This is a genomic window from Haloarcula montana, from assembly GCF_035666295.1.
In the GTDB taxonomy this organism is placed as follows: domain Archaea; phylum Halobacteriota; class Halobacteria; order Halobacteriales; family Haloarculaceae; genus Haloarcula; species Haloarcula montana.
On the sequence record NZ_CP142027.1, the window covers coordinates 1,678,992 to 1,703,378 of the forward strand.

Below are 24,387 nucleotides of genomic sequence, written 5' to 3' on the forward strand. Positions count from 1 at the left end.
AACGTTATTAAATCTCCGTTGTGCTAAGACAACTATGGTTGATTATGCTGGGGACAAAAAAGCTTCGCAGGACCGGGGTGCGTCGCTGTCACTGGCGGAGATCGTCGGACAGGACGACCTCAAGCGGGCGTTGGTGGCTGTCGGCGCGAACGACGAGCTGAACGGGCTGCTCGTCCAGGGGGAGAAGGGGACGGCCAAATCCACGGCGGTGCGGGCGCTGGCCGACCTCCTTCCCGACCAGACCGTCGTCGCGGACTGTCCGTACGGCTGTCCCCCGGACAGGCCCGACCAACAGTGTGAGGGCTGTCGCGAGCGGGCCGATCCGCCGACGACCGATCGGTCGGTCCCGCTGGTGACGCTCCCGCTCGGTGCGACCCGCGAACGGGTCGTCGGCACCCTCTCGGTGGCCGACGCACTCGACGGCCAGGCGGAGTTCGACCCCGGGCTGTTGGCCCGTGCGAACCGCGGACTCCTCTACGTGGACGAGGTCAACCTCCTCGACGACCACCTCGTCGACGTACTGCTCGATGCGGCGGCAAGCGGGGTCAACAGGGTCGAACGCGACGGCGTCAGCGTCACCCACCCGGCCCGGTTCACCCTCGTGGGGACGATGAATCCCGAGGAAGGGGAACTCAGACCACAGCTTCGGGACCGGTTCGCGCTCCAGGCGACGGTCACCGCCTGCGACGACCTCGACCAGCGGGTCCGCATCGTCGACCAGGCTATCGGCCGATCGGACGGCCAGGGATCGGGAAACGCCGCGGAGGACGGTGAGGACGACGACAGGTTCGCGGAACAGTTACGACGCGCCCGCGAGCGCCTCCCCGATGTCGACCTCCCGGCCGAGTTCACGAGAGAGATCGCCGAGCTGTGTCGCGACGCCGGGATCGACGGACATCGGGGCGACATCGCGACGGCGCGGACGGCGATGACGCTCGCTGCACTCGACGACCGCCCGAGGGTCATCGAACCGGACGTACGACAGGCGGTGGAACTGGCGCTGCCCCATCGGCTCCGCTCCCGCCCGTTCGAGGAGACGCCGGACTTGGACGATCTCGTCGACGACCGTTTCGACGATTCGACCGACGACGGTGAGAGCGAGCCCGACGACGCCGGTGAGGAGCCGGCCGACGGGGAGGAAGCGACGGACGGCGACGCCGATCCCGGGGACGACGGTGAGCAGGAGACGCCGCCGTCAGGCTCCGACCAGTCCGACGGCGGTGAGAACGGCGAGCGCGATTCCCCGTCCCCGGAACAGGGTGGCGACGGCGAGTCCGGCGACGACGAACCAGCGGCGATGGACGACGACGGCGAGACGGACGACAACGACGACGGGACAGACGGGACGCCCATGGTCCCGGGACAGTCCCGGGCCGACATCGGTTCCGGGGGCGCACCGGACCTGTCTGCGCCCGAAGCGGTCGAGGACGGCCGACCGAACGGGGGGTCCCGATCGGAGACGCGGCCACACGCCGACACCGACGGTGCCAGAGTCCGGAGTCGACCGGCGGAGTCGGACCGGCACGTCGACGCCGCGGCCTCGGTCCGGGCGGCGTCGGCCCGCGGCGCGTCGACGGTCGAATCTCGGGATCTCCGACAGTCCGTCCGTCGGAGTGATACGTCGGCGCTGGTTGTGTTCGTCGTGGACGCCAGCGCGTCGATGCGGCCCGCGATGCGGGCGGCGAAGGGGACCGTCCTCGAACTGCTGAAAGACGCCTACCAGCAGCGCGACGAGGTGGCGTTCGTCACCTTCGCCGGCGACGGGGCGGACGTGTTGCTCCCGCCGACCGACAGCGTCAGCCTCGCTGCTCGCCACCTCAAGGAGATCCCGACCGGGGACCGGACGCCGCTGCCCGCCGGCCTCCGGACCGCCGCGGACGTCCTCGACCGTGCCGATCCGGACGCCGGCGTCGTGGTGGCAGTCACCGACGGTCGCGCCAACGTCGCGGCGGGGAGTCCGGTCGCCGAGACCCGCGAGGCCGCGAGACAGTTGAGTGAGACTGGCCCACACGTCGTCGTCGTCGACGCGGGCGAGGGTGGCCGGTCCGGCCTGACCGAGACCATCGCGGCGGAGACCGACGGCGACCACGTCCCGCTGTCGGCGCTGTCGGCCGAACGGATCGACGCGGCCGTCGGCACCGCTCGTGAAAGCGAACTTTCGCTCGGTCGGTAGATTTACAATCTAGCTTGGTTTTGTTCAACTGTAGTTTAGAATGGCGACTGCCAACGACAGCGTTCACGGTCGAATCGAACAGGCTCGCGGGGAACTGACGCCGATGCAGATGGCGCTCGGGGGAGTACTCGTCGTCGCGCTCGGGTTCGCACTGCTTTTCGTCCAGGACCCGATGGTCCACGACTCGCTGCACAACTTCCGACACGCCGCGGGCGTCACCTGCCACTGAGGATGTTCTTCGCGTATCTCCGTCGAGGTGTGAAAGCAGGCGTCGTCGCGGGACTGGTGTTTGGTCTCCTCGTGGCGCTGGTCGCGAACCCCCTCGTCGCCTTCGCGGACGAACTGGCTCACGGGGGTGACCAGGCCGGCGAACACGGGCACGAGCACGCAGCCGAAACCGAGGGCCACGCTGGGGGAAGCCACCACGACAGCGCCGTTTCGATGGCGATGACGAACACCGTGAGCGTGGTGTCGGGCGTGCTCTGGGGCGTCCTCCTGGGCGTCGTCGTCTTCGGGGTCGCGTACTACTTCCTCGAACCGCTGCTTCCGGGCACCGGGGCCACGAAGAGCGTCCTCCTCGCTGCCGCGGGCTTTCTCACCGTCTCCGGCGGGCCGTGGCTCGTCCTGCCGCCACAGCCACCCGGTGTCGAACAGTCACTGCCGACGGACACCCGGCTCCTGCTCTACGGCGGGATGATGGCCGCAACTGCGCTCGTCAGTCTGACGGCGCTCGTCGCGTACGACCGACTCCGGGCGACGCGGTCGCGAGCCCGTAGCGTCGTCGTCGCAGTGACACCGTACTCTCTGCTCGCGGTCCCGGTCGCTCTCGTGCCGACAAACGGGGTCGCGAACACGGTGCCAGCCGAGGTCGCGACGGGACTGACCGGGCTGATCGTGTTCGGTCAGGCGTTGCTCTGGCTCACCCTCGCCGGGACCCACGCCTGGCTCTGCGGTCGATCCGACGACCGGCCGGTCGGGGATGTCGGGACGGAACTGCCCGACGGACCACCCGCCGCGGACTGATGCGCGAGCGCACAGCGGCGATCAACGAGAACGGATTTACGGACCACGTGCTGGTCTGTACGAACGCGAGAGAGGGAGAACACGCCGCCTGTGGGGCGGCACACGGTGACGAAGTCTACGAGGCGGTCCAGTCGTGGCTCCGCGAGCGTGGGGTCTTCTGGTCGCGGGTCCACGTCGCCGAAACGAGTTGTCTCGGTCTCTGTAGCGCCGAGGGGACCGCAGTCGCGATCCACCCACGGGGCCGGTGGTACTCCGACGTGGTCCCCGGGGACGTGCCGACGCTGCTGGAAGCGGAGTTCGGCGCCGACGCGACACACCTCGGGAGCAGGTCCGACGATAGTCGGTGAGAAGAGCTTGGGGCGTGTGAGACGGGCTTACTCTTCGACGGGGAACGTCTCGTGGAGGACGTCGTGTGCCTCCCCGAGACCGTCGAGGACGCTCTCGCCCTGTGCGGTCAGTCGGTGGACGGCCCGCTCGGCGTCACGGACCGCCACCAGACGGCCCCGGAGGTAGTCGTACTCCGGGTCGTCCGGATCGGTCGCGGCGATCTCCGATTCGAGATCGACCAACGCCGCGTCTAGATGGCGTTCGACGGCCGACAGCGACTCCGCGTTCGCGAGGGCCTCGATGGGGCCGTCGAGGTGGCCCTCCAGTTCGTTTTTCGCGTGTTCTCGCGCGCTTTGGTCGTCCGTGCCGAGCACGTTCAACAGTCCGAGTCGTAGGGCTTCGAGTTCGTAGCAGCTCATAGTGTCTGATCGACGAGGTCCGAGACGATGCGGTCCCGATCGAGGTGGGACGAGACGATCCGTTCCGCGTCGGTCTCCTCGACGCCGCCGTACCAGACGCCGTCGGGATAGACGGCGACCATCGGGCCGTCCCCACAGCGGCCGAGACAGGACGACCGGGTGATCCGGGCGTCACACGCCTCCGAATCCCGGGCGGCCTGTCGCAGCCGTTCGAGGACGGCCGGCGCGCCGTCGGCGGCGCAGGTCTGGTTCGTACAGACGGCGACGTGGGACTCCGGCGCGTCGTGGGTGTGGGGCTGGTCGTCGACGTCGTCCCGGTCCGCGTGGGTCTCCTGGTGTGTCATCGCCCGTAGCAGCGCCTTGGCTCCACCGACGTCCTCCTCGTAGCCGTCGAGTTCGACCTTGTACTTGCAGGTGTCACAGGACATGTCGACGCTGTCGGTCCGGGCCTCCTGCCAGCGGTCGCCCAGCACGTCCAGCAGCCGGCCGTCGGTCCCGAGCGGGTCGCCGGCGCCCGCCTCGACGTAGGGGTACTCCTCGTCGAACTCGGCGGCGCCATCGCGGATACGGCCGGTGAGGACGCCATCACCCAGCATGTACGGGAGGACGACCACGGCGTCCGGGCGGTCCTTGGCGACGGTGTGGAGCCGCTCGTCAAGTAGCGGTTCGGTGACGCCGATGAAGGCCGTCTCGACCCTGTCGAAGGCACGCCCCTCGTACAGGAGGCGGGCGAGTTTGTGGGCGTCGCTGTTCGCGTCCGGGTCGCTCGACCCGCGCGCACAGAGGACGACCGCGACGTCGTCGGTCTCGCGGTTGACGCCCAGTTCCGCCTCGACGGCCGCCGCCCGGTCGTCGAGCAGGTCCACCAGCGCCGGGTGGACCCCGAGATGCGCACCGTTGTGGACGGTGAGGTCGTCGTGGGTCTCGCGGGCCTGCTGGACCGCCAGCGGTACGTCGTTTTTGACGTGGCTGGCGGCAAACAGTGAGAGTTGGACGGTCGTCACGGCCGAGACGGCTCCGGCTAGGCCGGCGATGGCCTCGTCGATGGCCGGCTCCGCGAGTTCGAGAAAGCCCGCGTCGACCGGGATACCCAGCCGCTCCTCTAAGTCGGCCGCCAGCGTCCGGACCTGTTCGTTGGATTTCTCGCGGCGGGAGCCGTGGCCGACCAGCAGGACGGCCTCGTCGTCGAGACTCGTCGGCGCCGACTGGGTGGCGGTCACGACAGCTCACCCACCTCGGCGTCGGTCGCGTGTTCGACGCTCCGGCGGAGCTTTTGCCGCCGGTCAGCCGAGTACAGCCCCGACTCGTCGCTGTCGGCGTACACCCACTGTGCGAACGCCGCCGTGTCCGCGTCCTCGGCCAGGCCGAACCAGTGACCGCCGGAGGACGCTTCCGAGAGGCCGTCGGCCGGGACATGCGGCTCGGCGGCGTCCAGGAGTGCCCGAACCGTCCGGAGCAACCCCGCCTCGTCGTGGACGAACGAGATACCGACCGACCCGGACGACTCGCGGAAACAGACGGTCCCACAGGCTTCGAGCAGTCCCCGGAGGAGCTGCGGGCGGTACTCCGCGAAAGTATCGAACCGGTAGCCGCCCGGCTGACCGTCGATCGGCAACCCGAGGGCGGCGCTCGCCCGGTCGGCCAGCGGTCCGAACACCTGAAGCTCGAACTCCTCCTCGAACCGGACGATCGAGGCGTCGTGTGCGGACTCCCGGGCGGCCACTCGGTGGGCCTGGTCGGTTCGATCGGCACCGGCGATGGCCGCCAGCGCGTCGGCGGCCGTCTCGTCTTCCGTCCTGACGGTGACACAGTTTTCCGAGAGGGCGCCGTCGCCGGCGACACGGCCCCAGAAGTACGCCGTCTCGGGGGTCGACGCCAGGAGGTCCCCGACGGGTTCGATCGTCGTCGACCGCCGGTCCGTGTCACTCATCGGCGCCCTCCCGCACCACGTCGATCGCGTCGACAGGGCAGGCACTCGCGGCCTGCTGGGCCGCTTCCAGACGGTCGTCGTCGAAGGTCACAAGCTGATTGCCGTCGCCGTCGTGGTCCCCGAGCGTGTCCTCGCCGTCGCTTTCGATCGCCGCCAGTCCGTCCTCGGCCTCTACGAACCGGTCGTCCCGGACGAGACAGGCGAAGATCCCGTCACAGGCGGCCCGGTCCAGCCGGACCTGGTACTCAGTAGTCATACTTCGACTCGTACCCCCGCGGAGTCACCATCCGGTCGTCCCAGACGTAGGTCTCCTCGTTGCCCACGAGGATCGTCGTCGTCATGTCGATCAGCTCCGTCTCGCCCAGCTCCGCCAGTTCGCCGAGTTCGACGATCTCGACGCGCTCGTCCTCGCGGCCGGCGCCGTGGACGATGCCCACCGGCGTGTCGGGCGCGCGATGTTCCAGCAGGATCTCACAGCAGGTCTGGAAGTTCTCGCGCCGTTTCCGGCTCCAGGGGTTGTAGATGGCGATGGTAAAGCCCTCGCCGGCCGCGGCGTGGAGCCGCGACTCGATCTCCGGCATGTCGGTGAGGTGGTCCGACAGCGAGATGCTGACGGTGTCGTTGACGAGTGGCGCACCCAGTCGCGCACCACAGGACTGGGCGGCCGGGACTCCGGGCACGACCTCGAACTCGACCATGCTCGCGGTCGCGCCCTTCGATTCGAGGATCTCCAGTGCCAGGCCCGCCAGCGCGTAGACGTTCGGGTCGCCGCTACCGATGATCGCCACGTCGTTGCCGGCCAGTGCGCGGTCGATCGCCTCCTCCGTGCGCGAGACCTCTCCGCACATCGGCGTGTCGTACAGCTCCTCGGCCGACTCCGTGACCTCGTCCGGCAGGAGGTCGACGTAGGTCGTGTAGCCGACGATGTGGTCCGTCGCCAGCAGCGCCTCGCGGGCGCGGGCGGTCATCCCCTCAGGTTGTCCCGGCCCGAGTCCCACGGCGGTCAGTCGCCCGGGGTCGGCCTCGAAGTCGTCGACAGTGGCTTCGACGGTCTCGTCGGTCGTCGACCCTGTCGAACTCCCACAGCTCGACTCGGAGGACGAACTCGACGCGCCACAGGCCGAACTCGTGTCGGTGTCTGCCGACGTATCGGCCGTCGCGGCGTCGCCCGCGCTACAACTCGTTTCGGTCTCTGTACTCCGTTCGGTAGTGTCGTCGGTGCTCATTGTCAGAAATCGTCGACGTCACGCCCGCCGCGCGGGGTGACGAGGTGGTTGCCGTAGTCGTTCTCCCAGACCGTCGTCTCGTGGGTGCCGATCAGGATGGAGGTGCCCATCCCGCCGACCTCCTCGTCGTGATCGGTTGCCGCACCCAGCGTGGTGATCGTCTGTGTCTCGTCGTCGCGGTTCCGGCCCGCGTCGCCGCGGCCGGCGTCGTTGATGATACCGACCGGGACGTCGTCGGCCCGCTCCTCGCGGACCACCTCGATGGCCCGCTCGTAGTCCCGCCAGCAGTTGTAGAGGACGATGACGAAGCCGCTGATCGCCGCTGCGCGGAGTTTCTCCTCGATCTCGTCCCAGCCACGCCACTTGTCCGACAGCGAGACGGTACAGAAATCGTTCGACAGCGGAGCGCCGAGGTTCGCAGCGCCGCCCAGTGCCGCTGTCACGCCGGGGACGATCTCGATCGGAACGTCGTACGCCTCGTCCTCCTCGGCCATCGTGTACAGGAGGTCGCTCTTCCCGTAGACGTTCGGGTCGCCGCCGGAGACGTGGGCAACGTCCTCGCCGGCCCGGACCCGCTCGAAGGCCTCGCGGGCGAGTTCGACCTGCCGACCCATCGTGGAACGGACGAGCGTCTGACGATCGCCGGTCGGCCGTTCGAGGACGGTCCCGGCCTCGTCTCCGGCCGTCGTCCCGCCGTCAGGGGCCGCCTCGACTTCGGCGGCCTCTGGGGGGAGCGTCCCGTCCCGCCGGAGGAACTCCTGGTACAGCGTCGAGGCGATGACGCAGTCGGCGGTGGCGATCACGTCCTTCGCCCGCTGGGTCATCGCATGCGGCAGGCCGGGGCCGATACCGACCACGTAGAGCGTTCCCAGTCCGTCAGTTCCGTCCGATACGTCGGACCCCGCCATGCTACCGCCCCACCGCGACGGTCACGGCGTCGTCGAACCGTTCTTTCTCCCGGAGGAGTTCGTGCTCGCGGCCGCCGGCGATGGCCGACGCCTCCGCGATCCCCGGCCAGCCGATGAGTTCCTTCGACCGGGAGGGCGAGGGACCTTCGAACTCCGCGAGCGTCTCCTTCTCGAAGAGGATCACGCCCGCCCCGATCTCCTGTGCCGCCTCGTAGATGCCGTCCTCGCCCTCTTTCCGGGTCCCGGTTGCGACAAACTCCACGTCCGAGGTGTCCAGTCCGAGATCCGCGAGTGCGGCCTCCCAGGCGTCGAGGACCTGCGCCTTCTCAACGCCGGAGACGGTGCCGGTCCCGAGCACGACGCCGTCGTCGGTGTTGCGCTTGAGCACCGTCACGTCGTCGCCGACCAGCACCGCACGCGGCCCGTCGAGGCGAGCGACAGGGCCGAGTTCGTCGTTCAGGACGGCCAGATTGGTCGCGACCGTCGAGTCGCCGTTGACGACGTGTGTGTCCAGGGCCTTCGCCTTGCTCTCGACGCCCTGCTCGCCGGCGGCCTCGCTCGCGGTCGTCATCGCCGGGACCGCACCCAGTTGCGAGAGGTCGTGTGCCACTTGGTTCGCACCGTGGTGGCCGCCGGTAATCGGAATTGCCCACGTGAGTTGTTCGTCGACGACGACGATAGCGGGGTCGTCCCACTTGTCGTCTAGAAGCGGCGCGGTCTTGCGCATCGCGATACCCGAGGCCATCAGGCCGAGGAAACAGTCGTACTCGCCCCAGTGGTCCTCGAAGACGTCGCCGTGATACTCGACGACGTCGATCCGCTCGTACTCGTCGTCAAGTTCCGTCGCGATCTCTTCGGCGGTGTCGAGCTTCCGCTCGAAGGAAATTATCGCGATCTCCTCGGCCACCTCGCCGTCCGAATCCGGGGTCGAACAGTGGCCGCCCGATTCTTCGTCTGTCGTGTCAGTGTCGTCAGTCGTGTCCGTGCTCATGTGTCAGTCGTCCGCCTCGCTGTCGGTCGCGTCCCGGTTCGCCCAGCCGTCGTAGAGGTAGGAGCGCTCGTAGCCTGCTTTCCGTGCGGCGTCGCCGATGACGACCATCGCGGACGCGCGATAGCCGGCCGACGCCACGCGCTCGCCGATGGTCTCGATCGTCCCCTCGATGACGTCCTCGTCGGGCCAGGACGCGTGGTAGACGACCGCGACGGGGGTCTCGGGGTCGTGGCCCGCTTCGAGGAGCCGGTCCATCGTCTCGTCGACCGCGTGGGTCCCGAGATAGATGCAGGTCGTCACGTCGCCCATTCCGACGAACTCGCCGATGTGGTCGTCTTCGGCGTCCAGCGTCTTGCCCTGTGGTCGAGTGAACGCGACGTGGTTGGCCACGCCGTTCAACGTGAGCTGTGTCCGTAGCGTCGCGCTGGCGGCAAACGCTGAGGTCACGCCCGGAACGATGTAGGTGGGGACGCCCTCGTGTTCCAGGGCGTCCATCTGCTCGATGGCCGCGCCGTAGATCGCCGGGTCGCCGCTGTGAAGCCGAACGACATCCCTTCCGCCCTCGTGGGCATCGCGCATCAGCGGCACCAGCTCTTCGAGGTCCTTGCCGATACTGGACACCTGTTCGGCGTCCGCGCAGTAGGTATCGAGGAGTTCGCTGTTGACCAGCGAGCCGGCGTGGACCACGAGGTCGGCGGCCTCGACCAGTTCCTTGCCGGTGACGGTAAGTAGCCCGGGGTCACCGGGGCCGGCACCGATAAACGGAATCCCGGGCTGGGTCTCGCCGGCGGTTCGCTGGCTGACCCGCGAATCCCGTTCGACTCCAGTGGTGTCGGTCTCGGCGTCGATAGCCGCTTGTGGGTCAGTCATCGCGACTCCCCCGAGACGGCGTCACCACAGGCCTCGCCCTCGGCGCGCTCCAGCGCGGCGGTGTCGGGACGCCCAGTCGGTCTCCCGCCGTCGGTCTCCGTCCGGACGCCGGCGTCGGCCTCGGATTTCCCGTCCGCCGCTTCGAAGGTCGCGGTCGCGGGCTCGGCGTCGAGGCCGCGTTTCTCGGCGTAGGCCAGCGTGTAGTAGTCCCGGTCGCTGAGGGCGTCAGGGTCGTCGGTCACGACGGTCTCGCCCTGGTCCATGTACAGCCGGCGGCCGTACACCACGTCGTAACCCGCTTCGACGAGGCCGTCGTGGGTCGCCGGCACGTCGGTGACTTTGAACAGGATCATCCGGTCCGGACCGGTCGGGGACACACCCCGAGCGGCTTCGTGCAGCGCGATACTCGCCCCGGCGGCGATCTCGACGCCAAGCGCCGTCGTGAACGCGGTCACGGCACTCACGCCGGGGACGACCTCCACGTCGACGCCCGAATGGAACGCGGAGAGGGTTCGCCGCAGATGGCCGAACGTCGAGTAGACGTTCGGATCTCCGAGCGTGACGAACGCCGCCGTCCCGTCCCGAGCGCGGGGTGCGATCTCTTCGGCGGCGTCTTTCCACGCTCGCCGGAGTTCGTCCTCGTCGCGGGTCATCGGGAAATCGAGATCGCCGATCCGGTCCTCGGGGACGTGTTCGGTCGCGACCGATCGGGAGAGCCGTCCGGGCGAGTAGACGACATCGGCGGATTCGAGGACGCGACGGCCGCGGACGGTCACGAGGTCGGCGTCACCGGGACCGAGGCCGACGCCGTAGAGGGTCATCGCTGGCTCCTGTCGGCGTACTCGCGTGGCGATCTCTCGGTTCCGGTCGCTTTTTCGCCGCCGTCCGTCGCGACTGTGTCGGTCCCACCGACAAGCATGTACACCGGGTTCTCCGAATCGAAACTCGTCGCTCCGGCGAGTTCGTAGCCGTGACTCACCTGGAACTGGAGGACCGCATCGAGCAGCCCCCGATCGCGAAACGCCTCGGTCGCAGCCCCAGCCACTTCCAGCCGGGAGACGTTCATCACGACGCGATCGATACCGGTCTCGACCGCGTGGTCGAGGACCGCCTCGTAGTTCCGACTGCCGCCGAGAAACAGGGCGTCTGCGTCCTCGGGGAGCCCTTCGGGCGCTTCGGCGTGTCGGAGGCCAACGTCGCCGTCGATATCGTTCGCAGCGAGGTTCTGCCTGGTGGTTTCGAGCCGTTCGGGCTTCCGTTCGAGGGCCGTCACCCGACCGGCGCGCCGTGCCGCCTCGATCGTGACGGCGCCGGTACAGGAGCCGACTTCCACGAAGTGATCGGTCGGCCCGAGGGCCAGTTTCTGCAATAGGACGGCCCTGACCTCCGGTTTGGTCGGCCCGGCCTTCGCGTCGTGTGGGAGCGAGACGTGTGCCATCGACGAATACAACTGTCGTAGCGCGTAAAACAATTTTGGTTGTTTTAGATATACTGGGGTTGTTCTATACGCCACGAAACGCTCCGATCGCCAATCTCAGACGAGCTAAGGCAAAATTACTTTAGTTCGCAGCGCAGAAAGCCGACAATGCCGACGAACGCGGACGATGCCGACGAGTTCGGTGTCCTCCAGAGCAAGCGTAACGCGACGCGGTACCAGATCCTCGTCCAGATCGCGGAACGACAGCCCGCGGTCAACCAACAGGAGATCGCGGACGCCATCGGCATCACCGCACAGGCCGTCAGCGACTACCTCCAGGACCTGATCGAACAGTCCTACGTCGACAAACACGGCCGTGGCCGATACGAGGTGACGAAGGAGGGCGTCGACTGGTTGATCTCACAGACCGACGAACTACGCGGGTTCGTCCAACACGTTTCCGAGGACGTGATCGGCCAGGTCGAGATCGAGACGGCGATCGCGACGACGGCGATCGAGGAGGGCGAAACCGTCTCGTTGACGATGCGGGACGGCGTGTTGCGTGCGATGGCCGGCAACACCGGGGACGCAACCGCAGTTGCGGTGACTGACGCGGCGGCCGGCCAGGACGTCGGCGTGACGAACTTCGAAGGAGTGGTCGACTACGAACTGGGATCGGTGACGATCGTCTCGATTCCACCGGTCCAAAACGGCGGGAGTTCGGCGGTGGACCCGGAGCGGATCGCGGAGTTGGCTGCGGCCCACGACCTGCTGGCGGTGGGTGGCGTCGAGGCTGTCGCCGCCGCCGAAACAGTCGGTCTCGATCCCGACATTCGGTTCGGTAGTGCCGCTGCTGTTCGCGAGGCGGCCGCGAAGGGGCTGGACATACTGCTGTTGGCTTCGACGGATACGCTGTCGAAACACACCGACACGCTTCGGGAACAGAACCTCAGTTACGAGGTCGTCGACGTTGCCGACACGTCCTGAGTCTGCCCTGTCTGGCTGTTGTTTCTCCGCCTGCTGGGGTCACCGGTTCAGTACGGCTTCCCGCTCAATTCAGCGAAATGAGAATCGTACGGTAAGAGGATGCCGCCTCCCGGATTGTGAACCAGAGGAAGACATGCTCACTCGCTACGCTCGTTGCGCGTGACTTCCAGGGTTCAAATCGCGCTCGGGAGCATTTTCACTGCTCACTTCGTTCGCAGGAAAATGCCGCCTCCCGGATTTGAACCGGGGACAGCTCGATCTTCAGTCGAGTGCTCTCCCAGTCTGAGCTAAGGCGGCGCGCACTTCGACGGATGGCCAGTGTATAAAAAAGGATTTCGAAAGCGGGTAGTCCCAGTCAGGGAAGGAACAGGTCCGCACTGTCGTAGCTGGCCCCACAGTCGTCACACTCGTACTCCGTGCCGTTCGTCGTCGAGACGTCGCCATCACACTGGGGACACGTCGATCCGCCGATCATGACTCTCGGTATCATAGAACGGAATAAATGGCTTTCGGCACGTGTTGCTACAGCGACAGCACTTCTCTCTACAATTTACGGTGTCCACACAGGCGCCGCTGGCTCCTCGCTACCCTCGTCGCAGTCGGTACCAGAAGTGGGTCCGGGCGGATTCGAACCACCGGCCTCGGCCTTGTAAAGGCCGCGTCATAACCAACTAGACCACGGACCCGTATCCCTCAGTTTTCCATCGGCAGGAATAACGCTTTCTCTCTCGGTCGGAACGCTTAGGCCCGCGCTGGCCCACCCTCGTGTATGGAGCGACGCGCCGGGATGGTGGTTCTGGCTGCCGTCGGGCTGTTGGTCGGTGGAGCGCTCGTGCTCCAGTCGGGACTGTGGGTCGACCTCGTGGGGACCGGTGAGTACGAGCGCGGGACGGTCACAGTCACGGAGGGCGAGGGCACGACCGACAGTACGGAGACGCCGGTAGAGACCGCGACTACTGGGACGACTGTCGCAGTCAGGGAGAGCGATGCGGGGGCGACACTGGGGACCGTCGAAGTCCGGATCGCGGATACGGGGACGAAACGGTACGTCGGCCTGAGCGAGACCGACTCGCTGGCTCCCGACGAGGGGATGTTGTTCGTCCACGAGGAGGTCGGGACCCACGCCTACGTCATGCGGAACATGTCGTTCCCGCTCGATATAATCTTCGTCGACGCCGACGGCACCATCACGACGATCCACCACGCGTCGCTACCCGAACCCGGCGACGAGACGCTCCACCGGTACGAGGGCCGCGGAAAGTACGTCCTCGAAGTGAACCGCGGGTGGGCCAACCGGACCGGCGTCTCCGTCGGGGACCGGGCCGAACTGCCGGAACGCGTCGCGTAGCCCGACGGTCTTTTGCGCGTCCGGACCCTTCCATCGGGCAATGGACATCGACTCGGCGTCGGACGACGACGCCTTCGAAGACGCCCGCGAGCGAGTCGAACGCCCGATGTGGCGGCTGTTCACCGAGTACGGTCGCGGGCAGCGCCTGGCGTTCGTCGCCGGACTCATCAGTTCGATCGCCGCCCGGATGCTCGATCTGTTGCCCCCGTTGTTGCTCGCGCTTGCGCTCGATACCGTCATCCAGCAGACCGACAGCACTTACGGCCTCCTGCTGGTCCCCGACGCCTGGATTCCGCCCGGCGAGGCCGCCAAGCTATGGCTGACGGCGGGGTTGATCGCGGCTTCCTTCGGCCTGGGTGCAGTTTTCCATTATTCACGGAACTGGGGCTGGAATAAATTCGCCCAGCACGTCCAACACGCCGTCCGGACAGACACCTACGAGACGATGCAGCGGCTGAACATGGATTTCTTCGCCGACAAACAGACCGGCGAGATGATGTCGGTCCTCTCGAACGATGTCAACCGGCTGGAGAAGTTTCTCAACGACGGGCTTAACTCTTCCTCGCGGCTGATCATCATGGTCGTCGGCATCGCCGCCTACCTCTTCTACATGAACTGGCAGCTCGCACTGATCGCGCTGTTGCCGGTCCCGATCATCGCCGTGTTCACCAAGCGGTTCATCGAGACTATCCAGCCGAAGTACGCCGACGTGCGCTCCTCGGTCGGGAGGCTCAACTCCCGGCTGGAGAACAACCTCAGCGGCATCCAGATCATCAAGACGGCGAACACCGAGGAGTACGAGTCCGACCGCGTCGAGGACAGTTCACAGGAGTACTTAGACGCCAACTGGGACGCCATCGAGACACGGATCACCTTCTTCCCGGGGCTGCGACTGGTCTCGGGACTGGGTTTCGTCGCCACGTTCATCGTCGGCGGGCTGATGGTCATCGGCCAGCCGCCGGGGCCGCTGACGGCGTCGCTGTCCCCGGGTGAGTTCGTCGCCTTCATCATCTACACCCAGCGGTTCGTCTGGCCGATGGCCCAGTTCGGACAGATAATCAACATGTACCAGCGGGCCTACGCCTCCGCCGAGCGGGTCTTCGGCCTGATGGAGACGCCCGGACGACTCGAAGAGCGGATCGACGCACCGCCGCTGTCGGTGACCGAGGGGGCCGTCGAGTACGACGACGTCTCCTTTGGCTACGGGGAAGACGAGCCCGTCCTCTCGGACGTCTCCGTTTCGGTCGAGGGCGGTGAGACGGTCGCGCTCGTCGGCCCGACCGGCGCGGGGAAGTCGACGGTGATGAAACTGCTCCTCCGGATGTACGACGTCGACGAGGGCGCGATCCGCATCGACGGCCAGGACCTCCGCGAGGTCCAGATCCCGAGTATCCGGCAGTCGATCGGCTACGTCAGCCAGGAGACGTTCCTCTTCTACGGGACGGTCCGGGACAACATCGCCTACGGCACCTTCGACGCCAGCGACGAGGCGATCCGGGAGGCCGCCGAGGCCGCCGAGGCCCACCAGTTCATCCGGAACCTCCCCGACGGCTACGACACGATGGTCGGCGAACGCGGTGTCAAGCTCTCGGGCGGCCAGCGCCAGCGGATCGCCATCGCCCGCGCGATGCTGAAAGACCCCGAGATCCTCGTGTTGGACGAGGCCACCAGCGACGTGGACACGGAGACGGAGATGCTCATCCAGCGCTCGCTGGACGAGTTGACTGCCGACCGGACGACCTTCGCCATCGCCCACCGGCTCTCGACGATCAAAGACGCCGACACGATCGTCGTCCTCGAAGACGGGGAGATCGTCGAACGGGGGACCCACGATGACCTGCTGGCCGCCGACGGCCTGTACGCCAACCTCTGGGCGGTCCAGGCCGGCGAGATCGACGAGCTACCCGAAGAGTTCGTCCAGCGCGCGGTCCGCCGTCGCGCACAGACCGACGCCGACGACTGATCGTCTGGATCAGCAACTATCGGAGTCCGGCATATCCCAGCCAAGAGTGCGCAGAGGGGATTCCACGTCCTTCTCCCGTCGCGAAACGCGTGGTATCCGGACGATCTACGCTTTCGATCTTCGTGTTCGACTACCCGAGAACGATCTCTACTCGATGATTACGGAAGGTCGGCTGGCCATCCTGATGAGCGGCAAGACTGTTCCACGAAGAATTCCCAGGCCGCGGGTTCAAAACCCTGGATGAACGAGAACCAGGCCAGCTAGCAGAAAATCGGGTTGATGTCGCTCTCAAGCCAGTTCCGGTTCGATTATCCCGGGGTACGGTTCGCGAACTTCCCCGACCCACAGAGATGACGTTGAACGGCGCTTCGAGTGAAGCGATACAGCAGCCAGTGGACGTACCGTCAATCGTTTGGTTTGACCGGCATTCCTGGGCACCTCCGTTCACGCCGAATGGTGTGTGCGAAAGTAAGGAAGTGACGAGTGGACAGTTCGACACGGAACTAACTGCTTGAGACTATCTGGTGTTGTACGCCTCGACCACTTGAAGGACCTCTATAAAGTTTACATCTTTACCATTAAACTCCGATTCGCTATTGTATGCCTCAATTACTTGCAGAACCTCTGTGAATCCCGGCTCGCCAGGTTCGGTCGGTAAGCTATCTGAGTTTTCAATCTTGAGGGTAGTGTTGCGTGTGCCTATTTGCTCTGATCCGGTCGCAGTGGCTTCGATATGGACCGTTTCAGACGAGATCTCATCCGAAACTGCGTATGTGACCGTTACTTCTTGGCGTACCACTGTCGGAACTCCATTTAGGAAGTAGACTGCTTCACTGGATTTCACCCCGCGCCCGTCTCCCTCGAACTTGCTGATCGAGACGCCATCTGGTGTGTTGAAATCAATTCCAGCGGAATCGAGATCAGTGTCTCCAGTATTATCTAACGAATACGTCACACTAACTTCTCCCCCAGCACGCACGCTGACACTATCTTCTGCGGTGAAATTAATATTGTCACCGGGGGCCGCTGGTGGATTGGGATCGGATGAGTCTTCGAGAATATCGACAGTGCTAGTAACTGTATCAGTCTCAGACGTGCTGAGGTGGCCTCTAGCGAATATTTCTTTTTCTCCGACCGCTATGTTGTCACTAGCCTCAAAAGAAACGGTCGTAGTGCGGGACTCTCCAGGCTCGATTGGGTCATTGAAGAAAACGGCTCTATTTTCCCCATCTCCGGCAATTGAGACTGGGTCCACTCCTGAAGGAACAGTGAGTTCGATGGCCCCTGCTGATGCCTCTCCACCGGTGTTCGCGATCTCATACGTTATTTCGAACCGGTCACCAGGTACAACCCCATCTAGGTTGTCGGAGGCGATTACCGATACCTCGGGACTTGGTGGGGCAGTCGGGGGCTGTGAAGGCGAAACGCCGGTGATTTCGACGTTTGCAGTGGACGTCCGGCCAGACTCCACTACTGTCGGTACTGACTGGCCCGACTCACCGCTATATGTTGCTTCCACGACAACCCTCTCTCTGGAGCCGATGTCGATTGCAGTTTCGTATATCCCGTCGTTATCGGCGGTCGTGCTCGCGATTACCTCAGTCGATCCCTCAGGTCGTATTCTGACGTTTGCGTTCGGAAGCCTCTCATTGTTCTCGTTAGTTATGATTCCACTAACTACTGCGGGCTCGTTGGACACCGGTGAAAATCTGATCGTGTCTTCTGTTGAGACAGGTGCAACCTGACCGGCTGTGAACTGGACTCCAGCGTCCTGTGCAGTGGACGACCTGAATTCGAACTGTGCCTGTCCGTCTGGTCCGGTCGACGTGATAGTACTGCCGTCTACTGTGCTGGGTGTTTCAGCTCTGACGGTGGTTCCCTCGAGCGGATTTCCGTTTTGATCGCGAACTAAAACCGTGTACGTTGCATCTGTCGACCCATCTGCAGGGACAGTGGTATCGGACGAAATAATGATGATTTCATCCGGTAGCAGAAGCTGGCCTAGTAACAAATCTTGGGTGGTTGTTCGTTCCGCTTCGATCGTCACAGCCTGAGAGCCACTCTTCATGTATCCCGACTTCTCTGCGATCACTTCGTAACTTCCAGTAGGTAATTCTACGGTGTAATCGCCACGCTCGTCTGTCTGGACCTGTGACACGATCTCGCCAGTGGCAGGATCTCTTACTTTGACCGTCGCATCAGTGATATTGTTGTTATACCTATCTGTAACTCTCCCGGATAACAACCCGTATTCTTGAATAGATGAGAGAACGATATCGGCCTCCGAAGTCAATTGAGATTCGACTGTAATCGAGCGGGCGGTTCCGGTTTCGTATGCGGATGAAGCGGACCCGGCTACGACCGAGTAACTTCCCGGTGTGACTTCCATCGTATAGCGCCCAGTACTGCCCGTCCGCTTGGTCGCGACCGTCTCGCCTGTCGATGGGTCGATAACCTCAACCAGGATATTCGAGAGAGGATCGTTATTGGTGTCTACTACCTGGCCGGATACGAAACCATACGATTCCTGTCCATCACCAACGGTCAGGTTCCCACTTTCGATAGTTTCTGACGTGTGCGCCTCTCCGGTTTCAGAGAGTACTGCATCCGTAGGTTCTGTCGCTGTTACCGTGCCAGCGGACATGACGAACGCACTCCCAATCGCTGAAACGGTCAATGCTATTGTCAGTCCAACTACCACACTACGCTTGAGCGACGCAAGCCGAGTTTCCGTCTTCATTTTTGAACGTGTGTAGTTATGTCTGCCTAAATAATACTTTTGTACCGGAAACATTTATCCTGGCACAACTGTGTAATCCCGATACGCTACTCTCACTTGGAGCGTAGCCTTCTCAGTCGGATCGGTATCTTGCCCTATGTCTCCAAGTGGGCACGTTAGATATCGTAGCCATTGAAAGCCAATACACACCCGACCGCACGACAGCAGTACGATCGGTATATCAACTATTTTACTTATCGCTTGGTGGCGCGCTGTCGATCGTCGATAACAACAAACTGCCATTCCCTGTGTATCGTTGACGTTGCTCACTCTTAGAGACAAACAATGTGGAAACCGGAATGCTATCCAAGGTCTCTTTCGAGAGATCTATCGGAGATATTTGTTTGTCGGACTGTTTCAGCAACGCTGAAGCGGAAACTGGCTCAGATCGTTTCGCTCCATATGGACTCAGCTTCTCTGAACAGGATAGGCAGAGTGGGTAAACTGTTATTACGCCCTGTCATGTAACAACGTAGCATGGCGACCGCATACCTCGTGAGTACGGCGTTGATGGCGGTGCTCGCGGTCGCGGTGGTGGCATGGCTGATGAACGGACCGACGTGGTACCACTACTCGCCGCCGGCACGGGATGCGGCCGGGTTACCGGGACCGGCCGATGCCGAGAGCGGTGGCCCGATCGGGCGACTGGCGAGTCAGCCGGCGGTTCAACTCGCCGGCTTCGTCGCGCTCGTCGTCGCCGTGTTGGTAGTCCCGATCGTCTACATTTCCGCACCCAGTGGAAGCCAGCCGATGGTCGGAACGGCCATCGCTGGCGGCGGTGGTGCTCTGGTCGTGGGCTATCTCCTCTACGGGGTCTACGTCGCTGCTAGCGGTCGGGGACATCCTCGCTCACTGGCCGTCGCCGAGTCCGCGACGGTCGCCGGCGTGCTCTTTCTGGTCGCTATCGTCGCCCGTCTGGTGATGTAGGGTCCCGTCTTCGAGGGACGGCAACGCCCACGCGTTCCGTATCCCGGTCGTCGTAACACACGGACGGCCCTGCCCCGGTTTAGACGATCGAGTAGGCCGCTGCGGCGGTCAGGGCTAGTGCGGCTACTGTCCCGCCGAGGACCAGATACGTCACTGCACGCGGTTCCCAGCGTAGATGCTGGTAGTAGGCGGCGACGCCGACGGCCTTGACGATCGACAGCACCATGATGATCGCGAAGGCCAGCCAGTAGGCGCTGTCGACGAGCCCCGTAAACTCGACGACGGCCTGGGCAGTCGCGAAGACGAACAGTACGACGTATATCAGAGTGTATCCTTTCCAGTCCATTGTTCTAGAGGATGTAAAACAGCGGGAACAGGAACAGCCAGACGATGTCCACGAAGTGCCAGTACAACCCGAAGTACTCGATGGGCTTGTCGTCGCCCTGATAGGCGCCGTTCCAGGCCCTGACAGCCATGTACGCACAGATTATCAGGCCGATGATGACGTGAGCGCCGTGGAGTCCCGTCGTCAGGTAGAACGTCGAGGACCCGATGTTCGTCGAGAGGGTCCAGCCGTTGGGGAACGCCTCGCTGTGGATGTGGAACAGGTGCTGCCACTCGATCCCCTTGTTGATGAGGAACCCGACACCGAGCGCGAAGGTCCCGACCAGCGCGGCGACGGTACCGCGGCGGTTCTCCCGCTCTGCGGCGACCATCGCGATCACGACGAGGAAACTCGACGTGAGCAACAGGTAGGTGTTGATCAGCCCCGGCATCGTGACGTGTGCGGCCGGGATCAGGTCGTGGTGCCAGTCGGTCCAGCCGTAGGCGACCCGGACGAAAGCATACGAGCCGATGAACGCCCCGAAGAGGACGATGTCGCTCGCGAGAAACGTCCACATCCCGAGTTTCATCTTCTCGACGTCCTCGAAGGGCCAGCGTTCGGCGATGGCCATCTCGGGAGCGTGGAACGATTCGCGGGTCATCCCGAACAACGAGGCGAACGTCGCCAGGCCGCCGGCGACCGCCATCCCGATGTAGATGACGCTGCCGGTCCGGACCCCCGAGAGCCCGAGGAACAGGACGAACCCGCCCAGGCTGACGAGGAACGGCCAGAAACTCGCGTGACTGGCGTGGTCCTCGCCGGCGGTCTCCTGGGTGGTCCCCAACGCGGTCGCCCCCGTCGCCGTCACCGGAGTGGCCGTCCCGCCGTCGGTTGCTGTCCCGCCGTCGGCGGCGACCGACCCGGTCCGCTCCGCGACTTCCTCGTCCGAGAGGAAGGAGAGCGAGCCGTCCGCGTAACTGGGCAGCCCCGGGAAGTTCTCCAGGGGCGGCGGCGAGGAGACCGCCCACTCGGCGGAGGTGGCGTACTCCCAGGGGTTGTCGTCGGCGTCCGCACCGCGCCACAGCGAGACGAACAGGTTGTAGAACATGATGAGGAAACTCGCCCCGAGGATGAACCCGCCGACGGTAGCCATCGAATGCCAGATCTGGAGGTCCTGGGAGTACTCGAAGACGCGTCGGGGGGTCTCCCAGGCGACGAACATCGGGAAGTACAGCAGGTTGAAGCCGACGAAATACACCGCGAAGTGGAGCTTCCCGAGGAACTCGTCGTACATCTTGCCCGTGATCTTTGGGTACCAGTAGTAGAGCCCGCCAAAGAGTGCCGTCGCGCCCGCGACCATCACGTAGTGGAAGTGCGCGACGACCCAGTAGGTCCCCCGGAACTGGTAGTCCAACACGATCGCGCCGAGGAAGACGCCGGTGATGCCGCCGACGATAAAGAGGATCAGCGCGCCCAGCGAGAACAGGAACGGCGTCTTGAACCTGACCCGCCCTTTCGCCATCGTGTAGATCAGCGAGAAGACCATCAGGTCGAACGGCAGGGAGATGCCGATGGTCGTCGCCATGAAGACGGTCTTGATGGGGAGGTTGATCCCGGTCAGGAACATGTGGTGCATCCAGACGACGAAGCTCTGGATGGCCACCAGCACCATCGAGATGATGAACCACTTGCGCCCGACCAGCCGGCGGCCGGTGAACGTCTGGAAGCACTCGGCCATCACGCCCAGAGCGGGGAAGAAGACGATGTACACCTCCGGATGGCCGAAGAACCAGAAGAGGTGTGCCCACAACAGCGAGGCACCGGGGTTCTCGGCGCTCGTTGCCATCGTCGAGCCGTCGTTGGCGAACTGGAAGTAAGTCGTCCCGATGATGTGATCGGAGGCGAGGATCATCAGCGCCGCGAGCAACGCGGCGAAGGCGAAGAGCATCATCCAGACGGTGAGGTTGATCGTCAGCGAGAAGATGGGGATGTCCCGCATCCGCAGTCCCTCGGCGCGCATCCGGTACATCGTCGTCAGGAAGTTCACCGATCCCAGCGTCACCGCGGCCGTGAACATGATCAGCGCCAGCACGACCGACGTGGCGCCCAGGCCCTCACCGGGGATGTACGCAGGCGTGTTCAGGGGCGCGTACATCGTCCACCCGCCGGCGAAGGTCGTCCCCTGGAAGAAGGAGACGCCCATCAGGATACCCGAGAAGAGATAGAGCCAGTACGACAGCGCGTTCAGCCGGGGGAACGCGAGGTCGTCGGCCCCGATCTGGAGCGGGACGATGTAGTTGGCGAAGCCGAAGGCGAAGGGGGAGATGAACCAGAACACCATCAACAGGCCGTGTGTCGAGACCGCCTGGTTGTATCCGATCTGGCCCAATAGATCGGCACCGGGGCTGATCAGTTCCAGGCGGAAGAGAAGCGCCAGCATGCCCCCGAAGACGAGGAAGAAGAGCGCGGTGATGAGATAGAGGACACCGATGTCCTTGTGGTTGGTCGTCAGGAACCACCGACTGACGGAGGATTTCGGCGGGAGGCCGTGTTCGTGGTCGTGGCTCATGCCGGCACCTCCTGGGATGGGGTCACAGTTGCGGACGCCGCCCCTGCGGGTGCGATCGGGGCCACGCTCGCGGACTGATCCGCACCCATACTGGCGGATTCGTTGGCCGCGGAGGTGTTCGCGTACCAGGCGTCGTACTCGTCACCGGGCATCACTTCGACGGTGGCGGTCATCACCGAATGCCCGCTCCCACAGAGTTCGTAACACTTGGCCTCGTAGGTCCCGGTCTCGGGAGCGGTGAACCACGCCGTGGTCGTCTGACCGGGGAGGGCGTCGGTCTTGACCCGTAACTCCGGTATCCCGAAGTTGTGGAACACGTCCCGCGAGGTAACGTTCAACTTGACCACCCGGTCCTTCGGAACTCGTAGCGTCGCGGACTCGTGCCCGTTGGGGTACCGGAACGTCCAGCCGAACCGGTATCCCTCGACGTCGATCTCCATAGCGTCGATGTTGTCGCCCTCCGGCGCGGTCTCGACGTACAGCAACGTCGTGTAGGTCCAGGCGATCAGCGAGACGACGATGATCGCGCTGATGCCGAAGGAGTAGAACACCTTCCGGCCGCCCGATCCGCCCGTTGGTAACTCCCCCATCGAGGGTCGTTCGACCTTCTCGGCGTAGGGGTCCTCGTCGCTCGCGGACTCCCGGTACTTGAGCGCGTGGTACATCGTGTAGGCGATCACGACGATGCCGACCAGCGTTCCCAGCCCGAGGAACACCTCGAAGATGCTGTTGAACACGTCGCTGGGCGCCCTGACGCTCCCACCGTGTAATGGACTCCCAACCACGGTGTGTGATAGCATATATCCCTCCATTTCGTTGATGATATTCCACACCGTGTAATAGGTATTATGGACAGATGAGTTACATATCCGGGTCGTTCACCGTATATGTGCGGGAACCTTTTTATTCATTGGTATGTTACTTCACACCATGGGAGATACCACACCGAGCATCGAGGACCCGATGGCCGAGGAATCGGTGACCGACGCCGAGGAGTTCGATAGCCTCGCCGGAATCGTCGCCGACGGCGTCGTCGGCGCCGCTGGCGGGCTGGTCGGGACTGCCATGATGAGTGTCGTCTTCCTCATCGCGCAGTCGTTGGGGGTGTTCAGTATCTCCGACTTCGCTATCCTGACCGAGTTGGTCGGTCTGTCCGGCTACGTCCCCGAGGTGCTGGTCGGATTCATCATCTTCCTGGGCGGGGGGATGTTCCCGTGGCCGCTACTGTTTGCCTCGTTGAAGGCGTATCTCCCCGGTCAGTCCTCCGATGCCGTCAGCGGTGCGTTCTTCGGCGGGGCGATGTGGACCGGCTTCGTCCTGGCGTTCTACACCGGACAGAGCGGGATCGCACTGGGTCTCTATGCTGTCCTGACGCTGCTTGCCCACGTCGTCTACGGCGTCGGTCTCGGGATGGTCTTCGACTACTTCGCGACCCGGCCGGACTCGATCGTGTAGGGACGGCGGTCAGCGGCTGACTCGCTGCGCTGGCCGGACCAACGGCTTGGCCGAGTCGTCAATCCGGCCGCGACACCGGCGAGTTCAGCGAAAACGGGACGGTCGGAAATCTAGTGGCTTCCGGTCGAAGTGCTCCTGAACGACGCGAGCGAGGCGCTAGCGGCCCTGCGAGAGCGCGGCCGCAGTCGTTAGGCTTCGGCTTCCCCAGCGTCGGAATCGGCGTCGGTGTCCGCGCCGTCGTCGGCGTCCTCGAACTCTTCGAGGGTTCCACGGAGCTGTGGGATGGTTGCCGTGAGGTCGCCGACCTGCTCGCGGGCGTCCTCCACGTCCTCGATGAGGGCTTCGACGTCCTCGATGGCCGCTTCGAGGTCGTCGGCGTCCTCGAAGGCGTCGGCGCGTTCGCCCATCGTGTACCACTTCTTGGCGTCACGGAGGTGGTCCTCGGCGTCGCCGACGTCCAGAGCCGTCTTCAACGCGTTGAGGACACCGAGTGTGTTGTCCGCCTCGACCTCCCAGATCGCATCGGCGTCGGGGAGCGCCGCGCGGGCGTCTGCAAGTGACGCTTCCACATCTGAGCGCATCTCGTCTGCCGCCTCGCCGAACAGGTCGTCGTCGTCCAGACTTGTCTGTCCCATAGCGATCCGTTCGAACGGCGGGGGATTAAAAGCCCGCCTGAAAGTGAAAGTGTAACCGCACGACTGCGGCGTGCCAATACCGACGAAACCGAAACTACCGGGAAGTGGGGCTCTC

24 protein-coding genes and 2 tRNA genes are annotated in these 24,387 nt (G+C 64.3%); 9 read left to right on the forward strand and 17 right to left on the reverse strand.

What is annotated here, in order from left to right; translation table 11 throughout:
• The first annotated feature begins 34 nt into the window (after window positions 1–34).
• Genes VJ109_RS08740 through VJ109_RS08755 form a run of 4 tightly spaced genes read left to right on the forward strand, consistent with a single transcriptional unit; the run spans window position 35 to window position 3,543 of the window.
• The gene (locus tag VJ109_RS08740; RefSeq protein WP_324756049.1) at window positions 35–2,173 is read left to right on the forward strand and encodes a VWA domain-containing protein; all 2,139 of its coding nucleotides are present in this window, start codon (window positions 35–37) and stop codon (window positions 2,171–2,173) included.
• Between the two features lie 40 nt (window positions 2,174–2,213).
• Window positions 2,214–2,402, forward strand: a complete 189-nt coding sequence (locus VJ109_RS08745) for a CbtB domain-containing protein (protein WP_324756050.1) — start codon at window positions 2,214–2,216, stop codon at window positions 2,400–2,402.
• A gap of 2 nt (window positions 2,403–2,404) precedes the next feature.
• Window positions 2,405–3,196, forward strand: coding sequence for a CbtA family protein (locus tag VJ109_RS08750; RefSeq protein WP_324756051.1), 792 nt, complete (start codon window positions 2,405–2,407; stop codon window positions 3,194–3,196).
• On the forward strand, window positions 3,196–3,543 hold the full coding sequence (locus tag VJ109_RS08755) for a (2Fe-2S) ferredoxin domain-containing protein (protein WP_324756052.1): 348 nt from the start codon (window positions 3,196–3,198) through the stop codon (window positions 3,541–3,543). The genes VJ109_RS08750 and VJ109_RS08755 overlap by 1 nt, the downstream gene beginning before the upstream one ends.
• Before the next feature lie 27 nt (window positions 3,544–3,570).
• Here the strand turns inward: VJ109_RS08755 and VJ109_RS08760 are convergent, their stop codons facing one another.
• From VJ109_RS08760 to cbiT, 10 genes are read right to left on the reverse strand one after another with little or no spacing between them, the layout of a single operon-like run.
• A complete protein-coding gene (locus VJ109_RS08760; RefSeq protein ID WP_324756053.1) occupies window positions 3,571–3,942 on the reverse strand; it encodes a DUF3209 family protein in 372 nt (123 codons plus the stop codon).
• On the reverse strand, window positions 3,939–5,162 hold the full coding sequence (locus tag VJ109_RS08765; protein ID WP_324756055.1) for a CbiX/SirB N-terminal domain-containing protein: 1,224 nt from the start codon (window positions 5,160–5,162) through the stop codon (window positions 3,939–3,941). The genes VJ109_RS08760 and VJ109_RS08765 overlap by 4 nt, the downstream gene beginning before the upstream one ends.
• The gene (locus VJ109_RS08770; RefSeq protein WP_324756056.1) at window positions 5,159–5,872 is read right to left on the reverse strand and encodes a cobalamin biosynthesis protein; all 714 of its coding nucleotides are present in this window, start codon (window positions 5,870–5,872) and stop codon (window positions 5,159–5,161) included. Before VJ109_RS08770 ends, VJ109_RS08765 begins: the two co-directional genes overlap by 4 nt.
• Complete coding sequence (locus tag VJ109_RS08775) at window positions 5,865–6,128, reverse strand: ferredoxin (RefSeq protein ID WP_324756057.1); 264 nt, start codon at window positions 6,126–6,128, stop codon at window positions 5,865–5,867. The genes VJ109_RS08770 and VJ109_RS08775 overlap by 8 nt, the downstream gene beginning before the upstream one ends.
• Complete coding sequence (gene cobJ / locus VJ109_RS08780) at window positions 6,118–7,098, reverse strand: precorrin-3B C(17)-methyltransferase (RefSeq protein ID WP_324756058.1); 981 nt, start codon at window positions 7,096–7,098, stop codon at window positions 6,118–6,120. The genes VJ109_RS08775 and cobJ overlap by 11 nt, the downstream gene beginning before the upstream one ends.
• Window positions 7,099–7,100: 2 nt before the next feature.
• The gene (locus VJ109_RS08785) at window positions 7,101–8,006 is read right to left on the reverse strand and encodes a precorrin-3B C(17)-methyltransferase (protein WP_324756059.1); all 906 of its coding nucleotides are present in this window, start codon (window positions 8,004–8,006) and stop codon (window positions 7,101–7,103) included.
• Window position 8,007: 1 nt separating this feature from the next.
• Window positions 8,008–8,997, reverse strand: coding sequence for a cobalt-precorrin 5A hydrolase (gene cbiG, locus VJ109_RS08790; RefSeq protein WP_324756060.1), 990 nt, complete (start codon window positions 8,995–8,997; stop codon window positions 8,008–8,010).
• 3 nt (window positions 8,998–9,000) lie between these two features.
• On the reverse strand, window positions 9,001–9,867 hold the full coding sequence (locus VJ109_RS08795; RefSeq protein WP_324756062.1) for a cobalt-precorrin-4/precorrin-4 C(11)-methyltransferase: 867 nt from the start codon (window positions 9,865–9,867) through the stop codon (window positions 9,001–9,003).
• Window positions 9,864–10,688 (reverse strand): cobalt-factor II C(20)-methyltransferase, encoded by an 825-nt coding sequence (locus VJ109_RS08800; RefSeq protein ID WP_324756064.1) that lies wholly within the window; start codon window positions 10,686–10,688, stop codon window positions 9,864–9,866. The genes VJ109_RS08795 and VJ109_RS08800 overlap by 4 nt, the downstream gene beginning before the upstream one ends.
• A complete protein-coding gene (gene cbiT, locus VJ109_RS08805) occupies window positions 10,685–11,305 on the reverse strand; it encodes a precorrin-6Y C5,15-methyltransferase (decarboxylating) subunit CbiT (protein ID WP_324756066.1) in 621 nt (206 codons plus the stop codon). The genes VJ109_RS08800 and cbiT overlap by 4 nt, the downstream gene beginning before the upstream one ends.
• A 147-nt stretch (window positions 11,306–11,452) precedes the next feature.
• On the opposite strand from cbiT, the gene VJ109_RS08810 reads away from it, so the two are divergent.
• Window positions 11,453–12,271: a DUF7839 domain-containing protein gene (locus VJ109_RS08810; RefSeq protein ID WP_324756067.1), complete on the forward strand. Its 819-nt coding sequence runs from the start codon at window positions 11,453–11,455 to the stop codon at window positions 12,269–12,271.
• A 223-nt stretch (window positions 12,272–12,494) separates the two neighbouring features.
• Here the strand turns inward: VJ109_RS08810 and VJ109_RS08815 are convergent.
• Window positions 12,495–12,568: transfer RNA gene (locus VJ109_RS08815), tRNA-Phe, on the reverse strand.
• Between the two features lie 315 nt (window positions 12,569–12,883).
• Window positions 12,884–12,957 (reverse strand) — tRNA-Val (locus tag VJ109_RS08820).
• A gap of 83 nt (window positions 12,958–13,040) precedes the next feature.
• Between VJ109_RS08820 and VJ109_RS08825 the strand changes: the two genes are divergently transcribed.
• Both VJ109_RS08825 and VJ109_RS08830 read left to right on the forward strand, forming a co-directional pair.
• Window positions 13,041–13,619, forward strand: a complete 579-nt coding sequence (locus VJ109_RS08825; RefSeq protein WP_324756069.1) for a DUF192 domain-containing protein — start codon at window positions 13,041–13,043, stop codon at window positions 13,617–13,619.
• 40 nt (window positions 13,620–13,659) lie between these two features.
• Window positions 13,660–15,582 carry an ABC transporter ATP-binding protein gene (locus VJ109_RS08830; RefSeq protein WP_324756071.1) on the forward strand — a complete coding sequence of 641 codons (1,923 nt, stop codon included), beginning with the start codon at window positions 13,660–13,662 and terminating at the stop codon, window positions 15,580–15,582.
• 517 nt (window positions 15,583–16,099) lie between these two features.
• Here VJ109_RS08830 and VJ109_RS08835 read toward each other — a convergent pair.
• Window positions 16,100–18,226, reverse strand: a complete 2,127-nt coding sequence (locus tag VJ109_RS08835) for a carboxypeptidase regulatory-like domain-containing protein (RefSeq protein ID WP_324756072.1) — start codon at window positions 18,224–18,226, stop codon at window positions 16,100–16,102.
• A gap of 612 nt (window positions 18,227–18,838) precedes the next feature.
• On the opposite strand from VJ109_RS08835, the gene VJ109_RS08840 reads away from it, so the two are divergent.
• Window positions 18,839–19,288 (forward strand): hypothetical protein, encoded by a 450-nt coding sequence (locus VJ109_RS08840; protein ID WP_324756073.1) that lies wholly within the window; start codon window positions 18,839–18,841, stop codon window positions 19,286–19,288.
• A gap of 79 nt (window positions 19,289–19,367) precedes the next feature.
• Here the strand turns inward: VJ109_RS08840 and VJ109_RS08845 are convergent, their stop codons facing one another.
• From VJ109_RS08845 to coxB, 3 genes are read right to left on the reverse strand one after another with little or no spacing between them, the layout of a single operon-like run.
• On the reverse strand, window positions 19,368–19,634 hold the full coding sequence (locus VJ109_RS08845; RefSeq protein WP_324756075.1) for a cytochrome C oxidase subunit IV family protein: 267 nt from the start codon (window positions 19,632–19,634) through the stop codon (window positions 19,368–19,370).
• A 4-nt stretch (window positions 19,635–19,638) separates the two neighbouring features.
• On the reverse strand, window positions 19,639–22,182 hold the full coding sequence (locus VJ109_RS08850) for a cbb3-type cytochrome c oxidase subunit I (RefSeq protein WP_324756077.1): 2,544 nt from the start codon (window positions 22,180–22,182) through the stop codon (window positions 19,639–19,641).
• The gene (gene coxB, locus VJ109_RS08855) at window positions 22,179–22,982 is read right to left on the reverse strand and encodes a cytochrome c oxidase subunit II (RefSeq protein ID WP_434737250.1); all 804 of its coding nucleotides are present in this window, start codon (window positions 22,980–22,982) and stop codon (window positions 22,179–22,181) included. Before coxB ends, VJ109_RS08850 begins: the two co-directional genes overlap by 4 nt.
• Before the next feature lie 130 nt (window positions 22,983–23,112).
• Between coxB and VJ109_RS08860 the strand changes: the two genes are divergently transcribed.
• A complete protein-coding gene (locus VJ109_RS08860) occupies window positions 23,113–23,637 on the forward strand; it encodes a DUF6789 family protein (RefSeq protein WP_324756080.1) in 525 nt (174 codons plus the stop codon).
• 188 nt (window positions 23,638–23,825) lie between these two features.
• Here the strand turns inward: VJ109_RS08860 and VJ109_RS08865 are convergent, their stop codons facing one another.
• The gene (locus VJ109_RS08865; RefSeq protein ID WP_324756082.1) at window positions 23,826–24,272 is read right to left on the reverse strand and encodes a DUF5790 family protein; all 447 of its coding nucleotides are present in this window, start codon (window positions 24,270–24,272) and stop codon (window positions 23,826–23,828) included.
• Window positions 24,273–24,387 lie beyond the last annotated feature (115 nt).

Coding starts and splice junctions, on each gene's coding strand:
- VJ109_RS08740 (WP_324756049.1), top strand. CDS start 35: ATGGTTGATTATGCTGGGGACAAAAAAGCTTCGCAGGACCGGGGTGCG.
- VJ109_RS08755 (WP_324756052.1), top strand. CDS start 3,196: ATGCGCGAGCGCACAGCGGCGATCAACGAGAACGGATTTACGGACCAC.
- VJ109_RS08750 (WP_324756051.1), top strand. CDS start 2,405: ATGTTCTTCGCGTATCTCCGTCGAGGTGTGAAAGCAGGCGTCGTCGCG.
- cobJ (WP_324756058.1), bottom strand. CDS start 7,098: ATGAGCACCGACGACACTACCGAACGGAGTACAGAGACCGAAACGAGT.
- VJ109_RS08865 (WP_324756082.1), bottom strand. CDS start 24,272: ATGGGACAGACAAGTCTGGACGACGACGACCTGTTCGGCGAGGCGGCA.
- VJ109_RS08760 (WP_324756053.1), bottom strand. CDS start 3,942: ATGAGCTGCTACGAACTCGAAGCCCTACGACTCGGACTGTTGAACGTG.
- VJ109_RS08800 (WP_324756064.1), bottom strand. CDS start 10,688: ATGACCCTCTACGGCGTCGGCCTCGGTCCCGGTGACGCCGACCTCGTG.
- VJ109_RS08745 (WP_324756050.1), top strand. CDS start 2,214: ATGGCGACTGCCAACGACAGCGTTCACGGTCGAATCGAACAGGCTCGC.
- cbiT (WP_324756066.1), bottom strand. CDS start 11,305: ATGGCACACGTCTCGCTCCCACACGACGCGAAGGCCGGGCCGACCAAA.
- VJ109_RS08830 (WP_324756071.1), top strand. CDS start 13,660: ATGGACATCGACTCGGCGTCGGACGACGACGCCTTCGAAGACGCCCGC.
- VJ109_RS08860 (WP_324756080.1), top strand. CDS start 23,113: ATGGGAGATACCACACCGAGCATCGAGGACCCGATGGCCGAGGAATCG.
- VJ109_RS08825 (WP_324756069.1), top strand. CDS start 13,041: ATGGAGCGACGCGCCGGGATGGTGGTTCTGGCTGCCGTCGGGCTGTTG.
- VJ109_RS08835 (WP_324756072.1), bottom strand. CDS start 18,226: ATGTCCGCTGGCACGGTAACAGCGACAGAACCTACGGATGCAGTACTC.
- cbiG (WP_324756060.1), bottom strand. CDS start 8,997: ATGAGCACGGACACGACTGACGACACTGACACGACAGACGAAGAATCG.
- VJ109_RS08845 (WP_324756075.1), bottom strand. CDS start 19,634: ATGGACTGGAAAGGATACACTCTGATATACGTCGTACTGTTCGTCTTC.
- VJ109_RS08810 (WP_324756067.1), top strand. CDS start 11,453: ATGCCGACGAACGCGGACGATGCCGACGAGTTCGGTGTCCTCCAGAGC.
- coxB (WP_434737250.1), bottom strand. CDS start 22,982: ATGCTATCACACACCGTGGTTGGGAGTCCATTACACGGTGGGAGCGTC.
- VJ109_RS08840 (WP_324756073.1), top strand. CDS start 18,839: ATGGCGACCGCATACCTCGTGAGTACGGCGTTGATGGCGGTGCTCGCG.
- VJ109_RS08850 (WP_324756077.1), bottom strand. CDS start 22,182: ATGAGCCACGACCACGAACACGGCCTCCCGCCGAAATCCTCCGTCAGT.
- VJ109_RS08785 (WP_324756059.1), bottom strand. CDS start 8,006: ATGGCGGGGTCCGACGTATCGGACGGAACTGACGGACTGGGAACGCTC.
- VJ109_RS08770 (WP_324756056.1), bottom strand. CDS start 5,872: ATGAGTGACACGGACCGGCGGTCGACGACGATCGAACCCGTCGGGGAC.
- VJ109_RS08795 (WP_324756062.1), bottom strand. CDS start 9,867: ATGACTGACCCACAAGCGGCTATCGACGCCGAGACCGACACCACTGGA.
- VJ109_RS08775 (WP_324756057.1), bottom strand. CDS start 6,128: ATGACTACTGAGTACCAGGTCCGGCTGGACCGGGCCGCCTGTGACGGG.